This window comes from Spirosoma oryzae (assembly GCF_003002825.1).
GTDB classification, from domain to species: domain Bacteria; phylum Bacteroidota; class Bacteroidia; order Cytophagales; family Spirosomataceae; genus Spirosoma; species Spirosoma oryzae.
On record NZ_PVTE01000037.1, the window covers coordinates 1 to 18,461 of the forward strand.

Annotated in this window: 15 protein-coding genes; 7 read left to right on the top strand and 8 right to left on the bottom strand. The window is 55.6% G+C overall.

Annotated elements, in window-relative coordinates; all coding sequences use genetic code 11:
* Positions 1–340 precede the first annotated feature (340 nt).
* On the bottom strand, positions 341–1,144 hold the full coding sequence (locus CLV58_RS25455; protein WP_106140661.1) for an aminotransferase class IV: 804 nt from the start codon (positions 1,142–1,144) through the stop codon (positions 341–343).
* Between the two features lie 81 nt (positions 1,145–1,225).
* On the opposite strand from CLV58_RS25455, the gene CLV58_RS25460 reads away from it, so the two are divergent.
* The 4 genes from CLV58_RS25460 (at position 1,226) to CLV58_RS25475 (ending at position 8,594) form a co-directional block, all read left to right on the top strand.
* The gene (locus tag CLV58_RS25460; protein ID WP_106140662.1) at positions 1,226–2,728 is read left to right on the top strand and encodes a TolC family protein; all 1,503 of its coding nucleotides are present in this window, start codon (positions 1,226–1,228) and stop codon (positions 2,726–2,728) included.
* Between the two features lie 95 nt (positions 2,729–2,823).
* Entirely contained in the window at positions 2,824–4,206 is a 1,383-nt protein-coding gene (locus CLV58_RS25465) for an efflux RND transporter periplasmic adaptor subunit (RefSeq protein ID WP_106140663.1), read from the top strand.
* Between the two features lie 83 nt (positions 4,207–4,289).
* Positions 4,290–5,684 carry an alpha-L-fucosidase gene (locus CLV58_RS25470; RefSeq protein WP_106140664.1) on the top strand — a complete coding sequence of 465 codons (1,395 nt, stop codon included), beginning with the start codon at positions 4,290–4,292 and terminating at the stop codon, positions 5,682–5,684.
* Positions 5,685–5,885: 201 nt separating this feature from the next.
* Positions 5,886–8,594: a S8/S53 family peptidase gene (locus CLV58_RS25475; RefSeq protein WP_106140665.1), complete on the top strand. Its 2,709-nt coding sequence runs from the start codon at positions 5,886–5,888 to the stop codon at positions 8,592–8,594.
* Positions 8,595–8,665: 71 nt separating this feature from the next.
* Here CLV58_RS25475 and CLV58_RS25480 read toward each other — a convergent pair whose 3' ends face one another.
* Positions 8,666–10,159 carry a DUF1593 domain-containing protein gene (locus tag CLV58_RS25480; RefSeq protein ID WP_245882468.1) on the bottom strand — a complete coding sequence of 498 codons (1,494 nt, stop codon included), beginning with the start codon at positions 10,157–10,159 and terminating at the stop codon, positions 8,666–8,668.
* Positions 10,160–10,351: 192 nt separating this feature from the next.
* Between CLV58_RS25480 and CLV58_RS25485 the strand changes: the two genes are divergently transcribed.
* Both CLV58_RS25485 and CLV58_RS25490 read left to right on the top strand, forming a co-directional pair.
* Positions 10,352–11,356 (top strand): NAD(P)H-dependent glycerol-3-phosphate dehydrogenase, encoded by a 1,005-nt coding sequence (locus CLV58_RS25485; protein WP_106140667.1) that lies wholly within the window; start codon positions 10,352–10,354, stop codon positions 11,354–11,356.
* A 155-nt stretch (positions 11,357–11,511) separates the two neighbouring features.
* Entirely contained in the window at positions 11,512–12,093 is a 582-nt protein-coding gene (locus CLV58_RS25490; RefSeq protein WP_106140668.1) for an MOSC domain-containing protein, read from the top strand.
* Here CLV58_RS25490 and CLV58_RS25495 read toward each other — a convergent pair.
* Positions 12,005–12,808: a peptidase associated/transthyretin-like domain-containing protein gene (locus CLV58_RS25495; RefSeq protein ID WP_106140669.1), complete on the bottom strand. Its 804-nt coding sequence runs from the start codon at positions 12,806–12,808 to the stop codon at positions 12,005–12,007. The two genes, CLV58_RS25490 and CLV58_RS25495, sit on opposite strands and share 89 nt — an antisense overlap.
* Positions 12,809–12,946: 138 nt before the next feature.
* Positions 12,947–13,801, bottom strand: a complete 855-nt coding sequence (locus CLV58_RS25500) for a sugar phosphate isomerase/epimerase family protein (protein ID WP_106140670.1) — start codon at positions 13,799–13,801, stop codon at positions 12,947–12,949.
* Positions 13,802–14,150: 349 nt separating this feature from the next.
* Here CLV58_RS25500 and bla point away from each other — a divergent pair, with 349 nt between their 5' ends.
* Entirely contained in the window at positions 14,151–15,038 is an 888-nt protein-coding gene (bla, locus tag CLV58_RS25505) for a class A beta-lactamase, subclass A2 (RefSeq protein WP_106140695.1), read from the top strand.
* A 17-nt stretch (positions 15,039–15,055) separates the two neighbouring features.
* Here bla and CLV58_RS25510 read toward each other — a convergent pair whose 3' ends face one another.
* The 4 genes from CLV58_RS25510 to msrA form a co-directional block, all read right to left on the bottom strand.
* A complete protein-coding gene (locus tag CLV58_RS25510) occupies positions 15,056–15,520 on the bottom strand; it encodes a hypothetical protein (protein WP_106140671.1) in 465 nt (154 codons plus the stop codon).
* Positions 15,521–15,715: 195 nt separating this feature from the next.
* Positions 15,716–16,378 (bottom strand): HAD family hydrolase, encoded by a 663-nt coding sequence (locus CLV58_RS25515; RefSeq protein WP_106140672.1) that lies wholly within the window; start codon positions 16,376–16,378, stop codon positions 15,716–15,718.
* Positions 16,379–16,483: 105 nt separating this feature from the next.
* Positions 16,484–17,689 carry an MFS transporter gene (locus tag CLV58_RS25520; protein WP_106140673.1) on the bottom strand — a complete coding sequence of 402 codons (1,206 nt, stop codon included), beginning with the start codon at positions 17,687–17,689 and terminating at the stop codon, positions 16,484–16,486.
* 87 nt (positions 17,690–17,776) lie between these two features.
* Positions 17,777–18,439, bottom strand: a complete 663-nt coding sequence (msrA, locus tag CLV58_RS25525; RefSeq protein WP_106140674.1) for a peptide-methionine (S)-S-oxide reductase MsrA — start codon at positions 18,437–18,439, stop codon at positions 17,777–17,779.
* Positions 18,440–18,461: the final 22 nt, after the last annotated feature.

An 18,461-nucleotide genomic window follows, 5' to 3' on the forward strand; every position in this document is an offset into this window, starting at 1 on the left:
GATGACAGCGTCAAGGGTCATAGTGAAGATAGATACAGAATGTCCAAGAACGGAAACTTACGATCAAAGCCCGACTTGTGGGTAAACCTCACCCCCCTGAAGGGGGAGCGCTCCGCAAATAGATTTCTCCCCCTTCAGGGGGCGGGACGGTCGGCCGCTGCCGGGTAAACGGGCCCGCACTTAACAGCCTCTGAAGGGGATAACTGCAGACTGTACCGGACAAGCCAGCTGTCCGCTCTACGCACCAGTTGTCCGCGATTGGACAACGAATCGTGTATACTATTCAAAAAGATACTTGATAATCAGGTCGATAGTTTGATGGCACAGCGATTGACCGTGGCTATACAGCCGTATCCGTAAACGCACTGACGAGCCGGGTGTGCTGGGCGGTGGTGAACGCACCGGAAAAGACCTGGATGCCCATGACGTTGGCCGAGAAAACAACGTCGGCGGTCGAGAGGACATCCGGTATAAAGAAGCCCTGCTGCTGATCGGGAAATAGCCGCAACAACTGCTTGCGGGCCGTCCCGTCAATACAGCCGGTTTTCAGGTCGGGGGTGTATAAGACGTTGTCAGTCAGCCAGAAGAGATTGGCCGCCTGACACTCGGCCAGGTGGCCGTCCGTGTTCAGCAGGAGTACATCGTCGAGCTGTTGCTGCACCTTATAGATACCGGCCAACACATAAGGTAACGAATTCAGAGTTTTATGCGCCGAAACAGGAGAGTTATGCAAACGAAATGTATCGTAAACACGTATTTTTGGTTTTTGGGTAATCGCGAACGGATGACCCGCGCGGGCCGTAAGCAGGTAGTTTGTCTGGCTGGTAGCGGGCGTATACAAACCACCCGGTTGTCGCCAGACCTGAATCTTGATGCGAGCGGTAGTATCTGTCAATCCATTGCGTCCCAGCAGGCCGAGCAACTGATTGTGCAGTCCGTCGGCAGTGAGGTTAGCCGGCCAGTCGAGGTGCAGTGCCGTCATGCCGGCCTGCAAACGGGCTACATGGTCGGGCCAGAACCAGACTCGGCCGCGCTCGTAGCGAATGGTCTCGAACAGACCGTCGCCGTATTGAAACGCCCGATCGGCGGGCGGCAGCGACAGGGTATCGTCGGCCAGAATAGTCGAATTATAAACCAGGCTCATGGGATTTTACGCCGTTCATCCAAAACTGACGACTGGCTCAAAGGTAAGTTCGTAACATTGATCGCTCAAAGAATACTAACTATGCACGTTTCTACGTCGACAATTGGTTTGCTAACGGGTCTGGCGCTGACAGCGCTGTCGCCCGTATCAGCGCAGACAACCCCAGGCGTGGCTACGCCGGGTGTAGCCACGTCGGAGTCGGCCGTAAAAACGTCGGGACGCCTGAACCTGCAACAATGCATAGACATCGCCCGGCAGAACAACATCCAGCTTCGGCAAGGGCAGCTCACCGTTGCCAATGCCGATTTGCAACTGCGTCAGTCGCGCCTGAACAAGCTACCGACGGCGGTGTTTCAGGGAAACCAGTCGATTAATGGCGGACGCAGTATCAACCCGCAGTCCAACGAATTCGTCCAGCAGACAATTAACTCCAGCAGTTTTCAGCTGAATACGTCGGTCACGATTTACAATGGTGGCGTGTTGCAGGCGTCCATTCAGCGCGATAACCTGGCGCTTCAGGCCAGCGAGCAGGAACTCCAGGCGACGCAGAACAACGTAGCGCTGACGGTAGCGCAGAATTACCTGAATGTGCTGACGGGTACCGAACAACTGGCCGTGGCCCAGCGGCAGGCCGACGTAACCCGCGCCCAACTCGACCGGACACAACGGCTGGTTACTGCCGGTTCGGCACCGGAAGCCAACCTGTTTGAATTACGAGCTACGCTGGCCAGTAACGATGTCGACATCATCAACGCGCAGAATACGCTCGACCTGGCACGGGTCGCGTTGTTGCAGGCAATGAACGTACCCATCGATCAGGCGTTCGAGGTCGAGCCGATCAACGTTCCCGACCCCGGTCTTGACCCGTACACGGCTTCGGTCCAGCAACTGTACGATGTTGCCGCCACAAATCTGCCGGAAGTAAAAGGGGCCGACCTGCGGGTGAAAAGCGCCAATGTGGGCGTGCAGGTAGCCAAAGGCGGTTTGTACCCGACTCTGTCGCTGAACGGTAACCTGAGCACAATCTACTCCAGTGCGGCCAGTACACTCATAGCTACCGGATCTTCGACGCAGACCACGGTAGGTTTCACTACAGACCCGGTTACGGGTACCAGCATTCCTATCTACACAACCACGCCTGACTACAGCCGGGCTGGTATTAATTACGGCACGCAATTGCGTAACAACTTCAGCCAGTCGGCGTCGTTGTTCCTGCGGGTACCGATCTTTCAGGGTAACCTGTCGCGCAACCGGATTACGACGGCTAAAATTCAGCAACAGACGGCTGAGTTGACCGCGCAAAACACGCGGCTGCAATTGCGGCAGCAAATCGAAACGGCGTATACGAATATGAAAGCGGGCGCTAACCGCTTCCGGGCCACGCAGGCGCAGGTGGCTTCGCTGGAACGGGCATTTCAGGTTGCCGAAAGCCGCCTGAATGCTGGCGCTATCAACGCCACCGACTACAGTATTGCCAAAACAAACCTCGACCGGGCGCGGGCCAGTCTGGTACAGGCTAAATACGATTACGTGTTCCGCACCAAAATTCTTGACTATTACCAGAATAAACCGTTGACCTTCTAACGGTTTATGGTATTCAGTTTACGGTTTTCAGTGAGGCTACGCGCCAGCTAAACACCGTAAACTGAATATTGTAAACTGAAAACTTTACCCCCTCTATGAAGAAAAGTAACCGAATCTGGTGGCTGCTTGGCCTGGCAATTGTGCTGTTGGCGGGTGGTCTGATGGCTGCCAAACAGATGGGCGTCATTGGCAAACAAAAGGCTACCGAAGTTGATTTTGCAACGGTTAAAACGGTTGATATCACCGAACGCGTCAGTGCGTCGGGGCGGGTTCAGCCACAGGTCGAAGTAAAGATCAGCCCCGACGTGTCGGGTGAGATTATCGGATTGTATGTCAACGAGGGGGACCCCGTCAAGGCGGGGCAGTTGCTATGCCGTATTCGGCCCGACAACTATGAGTCGGTAATGGCACGGTCGAAAGCCACCGTCAACCAGAATCGGGCGCAGCTGGAGCAATCGAAAGCATCGGTGGCTCAGTCGAGTGCGCGGCTGTTACGGGCTAAAGCCGACTACGACCGGAACCGTAAGCTGCTGGCCGACAAGGTTATTTCAACGGCTGATTTTGAAACCAGCGAAGCAAACTACAACGTAGCGAAGCAGGAACTGGAAGCGGCCAATGCCAGCGTTCGGGCGGCTCAGTTCAGCATCCAGAGTGCCGAAGCCAACATGCGCGACGCCAGCGAAAACCTGCGTAAAACCACGATTTACGCACCCGTGACCGGGACCGTATCCAAGCTGAACGTCGAACTGGGTGAGCGTGTGGTCGGTACGTCGCAGATGGCTGGTACGGAGATCATGCGCATCGCCAACCTGCAAAACATGGAAGTGCGCGTCAATGTCAACGAGAACGACATCGTGCGGGTGGGCATGGGCGACACGACCGATATCGAAGTAGACTCTTACACAACGGCCGGTCGTAAATTCAAAGGGATCGTTTACGAAATCGCCAATACGGCAAACGGGCTGGCGTCGGGTTCGTCGGCCGCGTCGACTTTGTCAGCCGATGCGGTGACGGAGTTCGAGGTGAAAATCAAGATTCTGAACAACTCCTACACTGACTTGCTGGCGCAGAAAGACAAACGCGGGTATCCCTTCAAACCCGGTATGACGGCTTCCGTCGAGATTATCACCGACCGGCGGCCGGGGGTGCTGGCTGTACCGATTGCTGCCGTCACGACGCGGGCCGACAGCGCTGCCGTGAGCGACGACCGCGACGAGAAAGCGGATGAGACCGTGCGGGAGAAGAAAGAAAAGCCTAAAGAGATCGTGTTTGTCAACGTGGGCGGTAAGGCCCAGCAGCGCGAAGTGAAGACGGGGATCAGCGACTACGAGAACATCCAGATTTTATCGGGTCTGAAGCCGGGCGAACAGATTATTTCGGGACCGTTTATTGCCGTGTCGAAGAAGCTGAAAAATGGCGAACTCGTCGCCAAGCGTGATCCGAAGAAACTAAAGAAGGAAGCGACGACGGAAGAATAAACGCAATCGCTGCTGTACATACACCATAAGACGCCCGGTAAACCACCGGGCGTTTTTGCTTTTCCGGTAAACCAACTGTGCCGATGAAACGCCTGCTTACCACGCTGATACTTGGCAGTTTGCTCTGCCTGCCAACCCTGCTGCCTGCACAATACCAACCCAACTGGGCGTCGATCGACAGTCGGCCCGTACCAGCCTGGTTTGAGAATGCCAAGTTCGGCATCTTCATTCACTGGGGACTGTTTTCGGTTCCGGCCTTCGGCCCGACGGCCCGCGACGGCGTCGGCGTATACGATCGGTATGCGGAGTGGTACTGGCAGAAGTCGACCGACCCGAAATCGAAGACGTACCCTATTTTCAACGCCTTTCAGGACCGTGTCTATGGAAAAGATTTCAAGTACCAGGATTTTGTCAAAGGGTTTACCTGTGAGCTGTTCAAGCCCGACGAATGGGCCGATATGTTTAAACAGTCGGGGGCGAAGTATGTCGTGCTGACCAGTAAGCACCACGAAGGCTTTACGTTATGGCCGTCGGCGCAGGCCTGGAACTGGAACGCGGCCGACGTGGGACCGCACCGCGATCTGGCGGGCGATTTAATGAAGGCCGTGCGGGCCAAAGACCTGCGGATGGGCTACTACTACTCGCTCTACGAGTGGTTCAACCCGCTCTATAAGAAAGACGTCAACGCCTATGTCGATCAGCACATGATGCCGCAGCTGAAAGACCTGGTAACGCGCTACAAACCCGATATTGTCTGGACTGACGGCGAGTGGGATCACCCGAGCGAAACCTGGAAAAGTACGGAGTTTCTGGCGTGGCTGTACAATGAATCGCCCGTGAAAAACGACGTGGTGGTGAACGATCGCTGGGGGAAGGAAACCCGCTCGAAGCACGGCGGTATCTACACGACCGAATACGATCTGGTTCACGACGCCAACTCGACCGGGATGACGTTTAATCACCCCTGGGAAGAGTGCCGGGGAATCGGTTCGTCGTTTGGGTACAACCGCACCGAAAATCTGGAAGACTACTCGACCAGCGATCAACTGATCGGTATGCTGATCGACAAGGTGGCGCGGGGCGGTAACCTGCTGCTGAATGTTGGGCCTACCGCCGACGGCCGTATTCCTGTCATTATGCAGCAGCGGCTGCACGACATCGGCGATTGGCTGGCTGTCAATGGGGAAGCGATCTACGATACGCGCAAGTGGGAGGGGGCACCGGCGGTTACCAAAGACACGAAGGTCTACTTCACTCGCAAAGGCAGCGATCTCTATGTACTCTGCACCGAATGGCCGACCCAACCCATCACGGTGACGGGTATCAGTAAGGCGGGCCGTACGTCGATGCTGGGGTACAAAGGGACTGTCGGTACCACCACCACAGGGAAGACTGTACGCATCACTATGCCCGCTGTTTCACCCAACGCTGTACCTTGCCAACACGCCTGGGTGATTAAGCTAGCTGGCGTGCTGTAAAAAGGCGCCATAGTTAATTGTGTACATAGGGTAGATATTGATATATTTATTGTGTTTACGACTGAAAGTTCCAAATAATGTATTTTTTGGGCGACTTAATTAAAATTTAACGAATGTTAGATTTTTCTAAATCCGTATGTCACTAAGTATCGTAGATAGTGGAGTTGTTAATTTTTTCTAAACTTCATCTGTCTACTTTCAATGAAAAAACGTCTAACGTTAGTAGCTGTACTGCTTGTATCGATTCAGCAACTGTGGGCACAGGCCTTCGTCGACCCAGAACTAAAAGCTGTAGCTGCCGCCAACCCGCTTGCCGAGGTTGTGGTGACCTTCGATGGTAATGGTGCCCCCACCGCCGGGCAGGTTTCGTTGTTGCAGCAGTTGGGTATTACCCGGGGTATCACCTTCCGGGCCGTACCGATTGCCGGGGTGCTGGCGACGGCTGCGCAGATCGATGCGCTAGCTGCTCAGCCGGGGGTAAAGTCGCTTTTCCTGAACAAGAAGCTTGATTATTACAACTTCGAAGACACGCACCTGACGGGGGTGAAACGGCTGCGTGCCGACAAGACCATAACGGCGCGGAACAAAGGTATTCCCGTGTCGGGGCGTGGTATCGGCGTGTTGATCAACGATAGTGGTATCGACGGCACGCACGATGACATCAAGCTGGGAACGCACCTGGTGCAGAATACGCTGGGGACGACCAACCTGCACTCGCTCAATGCGCTGTTGCCCGTGTCGTACATCGAGGGTGTTCCCAATACCGATACAAACTCCGGCCACGGTACCCACTGCGCTGGTACGATTGGTGCGAACGGGGCCAAGTCGAACGGGAAATACGAGGGGGTTGCGCCTGGTGCATCGCTGATCGGTTACGGGTCGGGTGGTGCGCTGCTGATTCTGGACGCAATCGGTGGTTTCGACTACGCGCTGACCCATCAGTATCAGTACAACATTCGGGTGGTGAGCAATTCGTTTGGTTCGAGCGGTGCGTACGTGCCGCTGCACCCGATCAACCTGATTACCAAGAAATTGTATGATCGGGGCGTTGTTATCGTCTTTGCCGCTGGTAACAGCGGTCCCGGTGCCGACACGCATAACCCATACGCGATTGCACCTTGGGTAATCTCGGTCGGTGCCGGCGACAGATATGGCCGTCTGGCCGATTTCTCGTCGCGGGGCGTTATGAACCAGAGCGGTAGCTTCCAGATCGATGGCGAAACCTGGACGTACAAAAACGAACCGACGATCGTAGGACCCGGTGTCGACGTAATTTCTACCCGTGTGATGAGCCCGCTGATGGCAACGGCTGCACAGCAGGATGCAGCGGTTATCGAACCGGCTTACCTGCCTTTCTATACGCACAAGAGCGGTACGTCGATGGCGACGCCACACGTAGCGGGTATTGTCGCGCTGATGCTGGAAGCCAACCCATCGCTGACACCCGACCAGGTACGACAGATCATACAGAAAACGGCCACCAACATGCCGGGCCGTGAGTCGTGGGAAGTAGGAGCGGGCTATGTCAACGCCTATGCCGCTGTCGATCAGATCTTCCGGGGAACGGCGTTCGGCCCAACGGTCAACAGCAGCCGCACCTTTGTCAGCAATGTCAACACGCAGGTCAATCGGCAGAGCTTCTCGATCAACTACAATCCGGCACTGACAACGGGCAATCAGATGACGTTTGCGGTTGCCGCCGGTACAAACAGTATCGAAGCAAAAATCAACGCAACCGGTTTGCTGGGTGAAACGGGCAACCCTGTCACACTGACACTGATCGACCCGGCGGGTGTACAATACCGGGCTGGTATTCCGGTTGCCTTTGCCATAACGCCGGATCGTAGCGTGGCCGTCGCTTCCCCGGCAGCGGGTACCTGGACATTGCGTATCGATGGCCTACGGGGCGCAGGGCTTCCTGAGACCATAGCCGGCAACATCACGTTGCTGACCGCCAGCGGTACGAGTGGAATGAGCGATATCGCCGGCCATCCCGCCGAAGCATCGATAAAGGCGGCCGTCGCTAACCGATTGGTCGATGGTATAGCGGGCAATTTCCGGCCGAACGAATCACTGAAGCGGTACCATCTGGCGGAGTACCTACTGATGGGACAGGGTGTGCGTCAGTTCATGCCAACCAGTGGTAGTCCAACGTTTACTGATCTGTCGGCTGATCAATGGCTTGTGGCTGAGTCAGTTATCGCTAAAGGCGCTGCGTTGCGCGACAACAAGCACGCGTTCAGTGGTGTACTGCTGCCGAAAAGCACAAACACGTTCGCGCCCTGGGATGTAGTGAACCGGGCATCGCTGGCGTATTCGGTCGTACAAAGCCTGGGCCTGCAGGAGGCTGCTCTTGCCCGCGCTGGTAAGCCGGTAACCGTTACGATGGATGGTAAAACATATACTATCGAAGACGCTGCCAACATCCCGGCTGGTCTGGAAGGCTACATCGGTATCGCGCTTGACCTGGGGCTGATCAATGCATACTACAACGTAACGCAGGGGCCGTACGATATACAACCCGTATTACACGCAACGTTCAAGCCTGCACAGGTTGTTTCCCGCGCCGATTTCGCCGTCGTTGTTACCCGTACGTTCCCCCGTTGGGAAGCGCTGACGCAACCGTCGGCGGGTCGGGTTGCCGCTGAGGAATTTGTTCGTACCACCACGGCTTACCCGAACCCATTCTCGGGTAGCACGACCATCCAGTACAGTCTGCCCAACGAAGAGCACGTAAAAGTTGAGGTGCTGAACGTTATGGGCCACAGCCTGAAAACGCTGGTAAACGAGCAGAAACCGGCCGGCCGTCATGAAGTGCAGTTTGACGGAAGCCAACTGCTGCCCGGTAGCTACCTCGTGAATGTGAAAACGGCAACCGGTATGGCTACACAACGCCTGATCGTCAAATAAGTAGTGACTATCCAAAAAGCGAACGGCCCGGTTATATAGACCGGGCCTTTTTTGATACAGATCGCCGTCCCTTACTCAACTGTTACGATAACACGCTGATAGCGGGTCAGGGCCGGACTGCCTGTATCGGTTGCGTCGAGAATCAGGTGAATTGTTTGGCCTTGTTTCGCATCCGCCGGAATGGCGAACGACACCCTGGCCTGGTCGGGCTGAGCAAGTGTAACCGCACCGGGGTACGTACCTGCTTCGGCGTACTGCCACCAATGATACCGAACGGTGTTGCCATCGGGATCGGTCGCGGAACCGGTCAGCGCAACGGTTTGACCGGCTCTGGCGCGTCGATCGCGCGGCTGATCCAGTGTTACGACGGGCGGGTGGTTGGCTGCTTTATAGGGTTTGACGCACCAGTCGGCGCGGGCCGCAAAGTCGTTTTGTAGCGCGGGAATCCAGCGCGTCTGCGGGTAAGCCGCGTCCTGCTTTTTGGTAAATGGGTTGTAATCGGTAACCGTTTTGCCGTCTTCCCAGCGATATGGATTCGTCGGCGACTGAACCATACGGCCACCCCAGCCACCGTAGGCGATGTTTTCTTTGCTCCGTAGCCCCACGTCGATCAGGTAGAAGAACGCCGGCGAGTCGCCTTCGGAAATGAAGTCATACCGTTGCCGATCGTATTTTTTAGCTTCGGCCATGTCGCCATGCGTGTGTTCGGGGTCACCGGGGAGTTGTTTGCCATCGCCCCAGAGGTAATAACCGTCGAGCAATGCCCCGTGCGAGCGACTATTCTTGTCGAACCACGGACCGCTTAAGTAGGGCTGCAACTCTGTCGGTACGACGCGCGGCCACAGGTAGGCAAAGCTCCAGAACTGATCGGAATTGTACAGCACCCGAATCTGGGGCCAGTTTGGTGCCACGTATTGCTGATACGTCGCGTCCTGATCGAGCACGGCGTAGATGATCGCCTTGTCCGACACTTTTTTGCGGATAGCGGGCCATTGCGCCGTGTTTTTATACTGCTCTTCGATCGATTTCAGGGCACGGGCCACGGTGTTGGTACCGCCCCAGATTTGCAGGTAAACGGGACTGGGATCGTTGTCGAGTAGTATTGATTTGATTGAGTTCGACCCGTCGGTATCTTTGCTCATCTCACCCTCGAAATCGATGTTGCCAACTCGCACCAGGCTGCGCAGATAGGCCGGCGTGGGGTAGCCTGTGGCATGTTTGCGGAGGGTAGGGTATACCTGTGCGTATCGGTCGATGTACGATTCCATCCAGGTGGTGCCGGGCCAGCGCAGTTCGGTTCGTTCGCCGTAGCGTTGCGCCGTACTCGCCATCGTCGAGGTGAATCTGGTACCTTTTCCATCACCTTTGTAATGCCACTGCGAACTGCTGTAGACCAGCCCCACCAGGTTGAATTCATTGCTGTACAGCAGCAGTCGGACGAAGGTGTCGACGTCGTCGACTTCGCCATCGGTCGTTACGATCGTACGTGCCTTGGGCACTTTCGGGGTGGTCTGCGCAACGGCCGAAACGGATAATAGCAGTGCGAGTAGAAGATGTTTTGCCACAGTAAGCGAAGTTGTTCTTGACAGGATCACGGGATGTGTAAATACGCTGAAAATCCTGTTCATCCGCCCGGCGGCCACCGTGGCGCGGCCCGGCTGTAATTCTGTCCTATAAATGTAACATCATCGCAACGCCCGGCGGTGTGCTTTAAGGCTGTATTTCGTGCGCTGCCTGTTTTTTGCTTCTTTTACCCTATGAAAGTAAGTCAACCGACGCGACTGACCATGGTGGGCGGGGGCAGCTGGGCAACAGCACTCGTCAAAATCCTGTCAGAGAACAACGTTACAATTAAATGGTGGATGCGCAGTCAGGTCGACGCCGACCATATCAAAAAGTATAATCATAACCGGAGTTACCTGAGCGACGTACAGATTAACCCCCGTCGGGTGAAGGTCTGTACCCGAATTCGCGATGCCTTCCGCGACAGTGAGGTGATTATTCTGGCCGTACCGGCTGCCTTTGTCGGTGAAGCACTGCGGGGTATTCAGCCGCAGCATTTCGCGGGTAAAACCGTCGTGTCAGCCATCAAAGGAATGATTCCGGCCACCAACCAGCTCGTTACCGACTGGGTGAGCGATCAGTATGACGTACCGGCCGCACAGATTGCCGTTATCGCCGGGCCCTGCCATGCCGAAGAGGTAGCCCTCGAAAAGCAGTCGTACCTGACGATTGCCTCCCAGGATGTTGCCTGCGCCACTGCCGTCGCCGATCTGCTGCGCTGCCGGTTCGTGCAGACAACCCCTGTCGATGACATTTACGGAATCGAATACAGTGCGGTGATGAAAAACATCATTGCCCTGGCCTGCGGCATCACCCACGGACTTGGCTATGGCGACAACTTTCAGGCGGTACTCGTATCGAACGCCATGCAGGAGATTCGCCGGTTTGTCGATGCCCTGCACGCCAAGCACCGCGATCTGAGCGGGTCGGCTTACCTCGGCGACCTGCTCGTAACGGCCTATTCCCCCTTCAGCCGGAACCGCACCTTTGGTAACCTGATTGGTCGGGGGTACACCATTCAATCCGCGCAGGCCGAAATGAACATGATTGCCGAGGGCTACTATGCCGTTAAAAGCATTCACGCCATCAACGAGCAGTGTGCCGTGCCGATGCCCATCGTCGACGCGGTCTACAATATCCTCTACGAAAAAGCGACACCCACCAGTGAGATGAATGCGCTCAAGCGGCTGTTGTTGTAGTGGTATTCAGTTTACGGTTTTCAGTATACGGTTTACGGCGGGTGACACCAGCATCGGCAGTTTATTTGTGAATGAGCTACGAGTTGTCCAGCTAGCTTTAACGGACCTTTAAAACGTAATCGTAAACTGAATACCGAAAACCGTAAACCAACTTAATGGACAACATAAAAGATCTCTTTACTGTGTTTCCCCGGCCGGGACGGGTGGCGTGGATTGGTATTCGGCCCGAACGACGCAGCCCGATGACGGTGGTCGATGCCGTGGAGGTGTCGCCGAAGAAGGGACTGGTCGGCGACCATTACAGCGGACAAAGCGGTAACCGGCACGTAACGCTGATTCAGGCCGAGCACCTGCCTGTAGTGGCCGCGCTGACCGGGCGTGAGACCCTCGATCCGGGCGTGCTGCGCCGGAATATCGTCGTGTCGGGGCTAAACCTGCTGGCGCTGAAAGATCAGCAACTTCAGATTGGCGACGTGCTGCTCCAGATAACGGGACAATGTCATCCCTGCTCGAAAATGGAAACGGCGCTGGGACCGGGGGGCTACAATGCCATGCGCGGCCATGGCGGTATGACGGCTAAAGTACTTGTCGGCGGCACAATCCGGCAGGATGATGCCGTTACGGTTGTTGCTGCGGGGGCCACTGCTTCTAGGGACGTTGACCCGACTGCTGCCGAGCCGGTGGCTGACTCGACTGCTCCGGATCGGCCACGATCCCGTTCGACCGACGCGGGTTGAGATAATACTGATTCCGCATCTGCTGAATGGCGTTGATCAGATCGTAGTCAGCGGCTTTCAGCAGAAAGTCGTCGTCAAAATCGCAGTAATCGTAGAAACGATCGACTTCATCCGGTTTCAGCGACGTGGCCTGCTCGACTAGCAGACGGAACCGTTCGAGCGCCAGCGCGTGCCGCCGGTCCTGCTGCATGATGTAATACGCTTTCCGGTCAGACTTGGGCCGTTTGCCGAATAGCTCGTACAGTAAGGTTACTCCGGCTCCGTCGGCCAGCCGGTCGAAGGCCTGCTCGCCCGTCACTTTGCGGGATGCAACCGGCTCGTCGAGGATTTCCCGAATCTCGCGCTTTACCTCTTCATACCGCTTCCCTGTAACCGTCACTTCGGCCAGGTCGACGACGCGGTAGGGCATGGGGGGCAGGGCGCGGGCAACGATCGTCGGGTTGTCGGAACCGTCGTAGCGAATCCCCACGCGGTTGTATAACTGGCTGTTGAGGATGATGGAGTCGCCGGGTAGCAGCGTCAGGAAAAAACGACCGGCGGCATTCGTCCGGGCCCGTTGCGTCGTTCGTTTGTTGATAACCGTCACTTTATCGACCGGCTTCTTCGAGACCTGGTCGACTACCGTCCCGATAATGTACTTACCCTGCGCCCGTGCCTGATTCAGACCGCAGCAGGCGGTCAGGCAAATGAGCAGGAAAGCGGTCGCGTAGCGCATAGGCAGTAAAACGGGCTGTGCCACCGCAAGAGGCAGTGGCACAGCGGTGTGACGTCGTAAAAATAACGGTTTAGGGACGGTAGTCGGTTCGGGTTGCCGTTAAAAATCGTTAATGGGCTATCCGCGCGGCCAGGCCGATCACTTCAGATTCCGGAGATAAGCGATACTTTTCGGCACCTGTATATCTTCGTGGTTGCTCTCATCTTCAATGAAATAATGCCGGATGCCGACCTTTTTGGCCGCCTTCAGGATGGCGGGCATGTCGAGTTGCCCATCGCCCAGCACGACGTCATTTTCAGGTGGTGTACCGCCAGTCAGGTCGCCTTTTACGCCCTTCTTCAGATCTTTCAGGTGCATCAGCTTCCAGCGGTTGCCGTATTTGGTTAGCAGCGCCACCGGATCGCCACCACCAAACTGGGTCCAGAGAATATCCATCTCGAACGACACATAGCGCGGGTCAGTCTGCTGGATGATATAGTCGAGCAGCGTACCGTTCTGGTAGGGCTGAAACTCATACCCGTGGTCGTGGTAGCAGAACATCAGGCCGTTGTCTTTGAGGATTTTGCCCACCCGGTTGAAATCAGCGACAGCCTTTTTGGCATTGTCGAGGGTAAAATTGCCCTTCTGATGCGGAATCCAGGCGACCATAACGTAAGTAGCGCCCAGAGCTTTTGCCATCGTTACCACGCTCATCGGGTCAGCGACGATCTGCTCGTAGCCAGCCCCGGTCGCCGGCATCTTGATTCCCCGCTGATCGAGCATTTTCCGGTACGCGTCGGCGGTCAGCCCCTGCGGTACGCCCCCTTCCATCTCGGTGAAGCCCAGCGCCTTGATCGTGTCGAGCGTTGCTGCTACGTCTTTGGGGAACATGTGCCGATACGTATAGGCTTCGACCCCTAGTGGGAAGGTGTACAGTCGCTGTGCCAGCACCGGTTTCAATGGCGTGACGAGTAGCAAAGCAAGGAGAAGTAATGGCAGAAATCGGGTTCTCATGGCAGGGCAGGCGGGGTTGTTGTCCGGCCTGTGCCGACAAAAGCAAGTCTGCTTCCCTGACTACTATGATGAGGAAATAACCTGATCTATTGGTGTCGTCGGAAAGCAGTAGCACTATCGTCGGCAACGGTTGACCCCACCCCAACCCCAACCCCTCCCCGTCAGGGAGGGGCTCCGCCTTTCGAAAATGGTAAGTCCCTCTCTGACAGGGAGGGGTTGGGGTGGGGTAACTGCAAATGCAACAATAAAAACGATTGCCTCCAGCATAGACCTAAATGGTTTCTAAAACCGTTTAGGTCTGTCGGTGGCTACCTTTGCTGGTACACCTTATTTCTCCATCGTTGCAAGTATGAAAATCTATCTGCTGGTTGCCAGCCTGCTTATTGCCAGTGTGCCGAGTTATGCGCAGTCGTTGCAGGAAAAGATCGAGCGAGTCATCAACGGAAAAAAAGCGACAGTGGGCGTAGGTATTTATGACTTCGGCAGCCGACAAACACTGACGATCAATGGCGACGAACACATGCCGATGCAGAGCGTGTACAAGTTTCACGTTGCCCTAGCAATACTGCACGAAGTAGACAAAGGGCGGTTCAAACTCACGCAGAAAATGCGCGTGAAAAAAAGTGATCTGACGCCCGGTCTGCATAGTCCGATGGGGGAGGACTATCCGAATGGAGTGGATCTGCCACTATCAGAACTGATCCGGTACATGGTGGCCGAGAGCGACGGCAGTGCCTGCGACTATCTGTTCCGGCTGTTGGGTGGGCCAAAGCAGGTCGACACATTTATCCATGGACTCGGCATTCGGGACGTCGCCATCCGGGAGACGGAAGCGGTGATGCAGGCGCGGGGTAACTGGGACATTCAATATGCCAACTGGACAACGCCGAAGGCAATGCTTAGCCTGCTGACGCGCTTCTACCAGCGTAATGTGCTCTCGCCCAGTAGTCACGACTTTCTCTGGAAGACCATGGTTAGCACGACGACGGGCGAGAACCGGCTTAAGAAATTACTGCCGGCCGGTACTGTGGTAGCGCACAAAACCGGTACGTCGGCAACAAGGGAAGACGGGCTGATGGGTGCTGTCAACGATGCCGGTTTTATCATACTGCCAACCGGTAAATGTATAGCCATCAGTGTATTCGTTACCAACTCAACTGAAGGTATAGCCACCAATGAGCAGATCATCGCCGACATCGCCAGACTGGCGTACGACCATTTCGCCAGATCGAATTAATCGGTGGTTCGCGAAACTCAGTCCAGCGAGCTAACAAGTGGAGTGTCTTCACGCGTACTGTTAATCTCGGTTAATTTGACCGGATTTGGGACAACTTCAGTCAGCGATAGTACGGTTTTGAGGGGCAGCCAGACAAATTTTTCGTCCAACTGAATATAGTAGGTTCTGCCCGCTTCAAGTGATAACGTGAGACTGGATGAAGCGCTAAGCGTAGGAAAGGCCAGCTTCGTCGTGAAGGTATGCATACCAGGTACAAATCGGACCTGACGGTGACTGTGCTGACTTAGCTTACCGACAGGCTTCCCCTGATCGTATAGCCAGTACTTGATGGGTATCCAGGTTCGGGGTGCACTCTGGTAAAAATAGACCGTCGCAAACTGAGCGTCGGGCTGACCTGCGCCGGATGGTACCGACTGCGCGAACCCACCGAGACTACCCAATAAGGCTATTCCCAGCGTAAAAGCTTTAGTGATTGTTTTCATGCTGCGTCGAGTTTTATGAAGTCGTGTAACCAAGTATCAAGGTACTCATTTTTAGTAAGTTCCAAGCGAAGGTCTGCCGAAAAATCATGTGCTTTCGCTGGATTGACAGCATAAAAAATCCTCGTCGCTTGTCGCCACGAGGATTGTGCATTTTCGTGAAAAAAAAGGGTCAAGATGGCCTTAGTGCGGTCAGGGTTACGAAACGCTGACACCTTCCTGTAATCGGGACAGGTTCATCTCGGTGAAGTCGCGGATGACGTCGTTGACAAACGGGCGCAACTCGTCGGGCGATTGCGTGGTTGCGACGCCGACGACGTACGCGCCGGACGCTTTTGCTGCCTGAATACCCGTCATCGAATCCTCAAAAATGACGCTTTCTTCCGGGCTGACGCCCAGCATCGACATGGCTTTCTGGTATACCTCCGGGTCGGGTTTGGGATGTGTGATCGAACGCTCGTGAAGCAGTACGTCGAAATACGGACGCAGGTCCAGTTCGTCGAGTACGAAATCGAGATTAGCCAGCGGTGCCGACGTGCCCACTGCCGTTTTGATACCCGCTTCCTTGAGGGCTTTCAAAAAGGCCGGAATACCGGGAACGGGTGTAATGACGGACTTGTACAGATCGCGAAACAGCGCTTCTTTCTCGTCGCCCAGTTGCTGAATTTCAGCCTCCGTCAGCGGCTTGTCGGCAAACAGGTGCCGGACGATCTGCGAGTTATGCTTACCCGATACATGCTGAAGAAAATCCGCATCGGTGAGCGGCTTGCCGTGTTGCTCGAAATAACGGTGCCAGGCGGTGTGGTGGGTCGGATTGGTGTCGACAATAACGCCATCCATGTCAAAAATAACGGCTTTCATAGCGGTTTACGGTTTAATAGTTTTCAGTTTACGGTTTATGATCGTCCGACGCACTGTAGTTATACCGTAGTGGACTACCGTAAACTGTATACCGAAAACCGTGAACTAATATAGATTCACCTTGCGGGCGACCAGCGAGGAGACAAGCATCATCAGGCCAACGAAGCCCAAGCCGTAATAGAGCCCGGCGGCTTCGGCGATGAAGCCGATAAGGGGTGGTCCCGCCAGAAAGCCGACGAAGCTAAACGACGCGAAGGTAGCCAGACCGGCTGCGGGGGGAATCCCCGGAATGCGCAGGGCGGCCGCGTACAGAATCGGGGCACCCAGCGAACAGCCGACCCCCAGCAGGGCAAAACCGATCAGCGCCGTGGCCGGGTAAGGAACCAGAATGGCCAGCGCCAGTCCGGCTGCGCCGACCAGACCGCCGATTTGTAGCCAGCGACGCGCGCCGATGCGGGGCGTGATGGCATCGCCGACGAAGCGTAGTCCCGTCATCGTCAGGGAAAAACAACCGAAACCTAATGCGGCTACCTGACTGCTGGCGTCCAGTGTTTCGCGCAGGTAAACGGCGCTCCAGTCGAGGGCGACACCTTCGCCCATCGACACGGCTACACCAATCAGAATCATCAGCCACAGGTCGAGCGTTGGTTTGACGAAGGAGGAACCTGCTTTCTCGCCGGTTTCGGTGCGGCTACTCGACGGAATCTGTGCCAGTTTGGGTTGGAGGACCAGCGTCAGCACTAGGATCAGCGCCGACATAACGAAGACATGCAGCGACGGCGATATGTGCTGGGCAATGACGACCCCGGCAATGGCCGACCCCAGCAGACCACCAAGGCTCCACATGCCATGACAGGCCGACATAATCACGATATTCTGCTGGCGTTCGAGGTTCGTGGCCGCCGTGTTCATAGCGACGTTGATAAGCGAAGCGTTCAGGCCCATCAGAAACAGGCCCAGACTCAGCACGTAGGCGTTGGGCGCATTGATCGGGATGCAGACGGCCAGTGCCAGCCCCACCGCCGACCACAGGCAGGCGCGGGCTTCCCCCAGTCGGGCAATGATGCGCCCCGTCAGCGGATTCATGAGCAGCAGGCCGACCGGCATGGCGAACAGCACCAGCCCCAACTGGGCGTCAGACAGGCCGAGCTTGGCTTTTACGTGCGGAATGTGGGCAATCCAACTGCCGAAAAGCAGGCTGTCGGAAGCGAAGACCAGCCCCACCGCCAGGGCCAGCGGAGACGAGAAAAACGTCAGTACGTTTTTGATGAACGGGTTGCGGTGCGCGTTCAGGGAAATGGTCGTGTTCATAGGTACAAAAATAGCCGGTCGTACCCGGCTGTTTTTGTCATGTGTTGGCTGTAATTGATGCTGTATTGATGCTTCGGTTGCCGAAGGCTACTTGTTCATGGTTAATGCGCTATCATTTTTCAGGTAGCCTTTCATCGCCTTCCGCAGCTTTTCAACTTTTGGCAGTGAGACGCCTTGAATGTAAGGCTGGTCGGGATTCTGAGCAAAGTAGTTCTGGTGGTACTGCTCAGCGGGCCAGAAAACGGTGAACGGCGTCACCTCCGTTACGACCTTACCGGTATAGTGATGCGAATCGTTGACGCGTTTGATTGCTGCTTCGATGGCTTTTTTCTCGTCCGGCGTCCGGTAGAAGGCAATCGAGCGGTAATCGCGGCCACGGTCAGGACCCTGCCGGTTTAAGGTCGTGGGGTCATGACCGGCGAAAAAAGCGTCGAGCAGTTTGTCATACGAAATGACTTTGGGATCGTAGTAAACCTGTACCGTTTCGGCATGGCCCGTCAGGTCGGTACTTACCTCTTCGTAGGTCGGGTTTTTGGTTTTGCCACCCGCGTAGCCCGAAATGACCTCCCGGACTCCTTTCAACTGATCCATGCCTTCGTCCAGTGCCCAGAAGCAGCCACCGGCAAAGTCGGCGACGGCTTCGCCCGGTTTCGGCGTGGGTAATTTGGCCGGTGCCCTTTCATTCGACTGAGCCTGTGCACAGCCCGTGAGTAGTAAAATACCTGCGACAAACGCCAGTAGGTTTTTCATATCGTTCAGTAGTACGTGTATA

Excerpts from the sequence above, each read along its gene's own strand:
- CLV58_RS25455 (WP_106140661.1), bottom strand. The coding sequence starts at position 1,144 with ATGAGCCTGGTTTATAATTCGACTATTCTGGCCGACGATACCCTGTCG.
- CLV58_RS25460 (WP_106140662.1), top strand. The coding sequence starts at position 1,226 with ATGCACGTTTCTACGTCGACAATTGGTTTGCTAACGGGTCTGGCGCTG.
- CLV58_RS25465 (WP_106140663.1), top strand. The coding sequence starts at position 2,824 with ATGAAGAAAAGTAACCGAATCTGGTGGCTGCTTGGCCTGGCAATTGTG.
- CLV58_RS25470 (WP_106140664.1), top strand. The coding sequence starts at position 4,290 with ATGAAACGCCTGCTTACCACGCTGATACTTGGCAGTTTGCTCTGCCTG.
- CLV58_RS25475 (WP_106140665.1), top strand. The coding sequence starts at position 5,886 with ATGAAAAAACGTCTAACGTTAGTAGCTGTACTGCTTGTATCGATTCAG.
- CLV58_RS25485 (WP_106140667.1), top strand. The coding sequence starts at position 10,352 with ATGAAAGTAAGTCAACCGACGCGACTGACCATGGTGGGCGGGGGCAGC.
- CLV58_RS25490 (WP_106140668.1), top strand. The coding sequence starts at position 11,512 with ATGGACAACATAAAAGATCTCTTTACTGTGTTTCCCCGGCCGGGACGG.
- CLV58_RS25495 (WP_106140669.1), bottom strand. The coding sequence starts at position 12,808 with ATGCGCTACGCGACCGCTTTCCTGCTCATTTGCCTGACCGCCTGCTGC.
- CLV58_RS25500 (WP_106140670.1), bottom strand. The coding sequence starts at position 13,801 with ATGAGAACCCGATTTCTGCCATTACTTCTCCTTGCTTTGCTACTCGTC.
- bla (WP_106140695.1), top strand. The coding sequence starts at position 14,151 with ATGAAAATCTATCTGCTGGTTGCCAGCCTGCTTATTGCCAGTGTGCCG.
- CLV58_RS25510 (WP_106140671.1), bottom strand. The coding sequence starts at position 15,520 with ATGAAAACAATCACTAAAGCTTTTACGCTGGGAATAGCCTTATTGGGT.
- CLV58_RS25515 (WP_106140672.1), bottom strand. The coding sequence starts at position 16,378 with ATGAAAGCCGTTATTTTTGACATGGATGGCGTTATTGTCGACACCAAT.
- CLV58_RS25520 (WP_106140673.1), bottom strand. The coding sequence starts at position 17,689 with ATGAACACGACCATTTCCCTGAACGCGCACCGCAACCCGTTCATCAAA.
- msrA (WP_106140674.1), bottom strand. The coding sequence starts at position 18,439 with ATGAAAAACCTACTGGCGTTTGTCGCAGGTATTTTACTACTCACGGGC.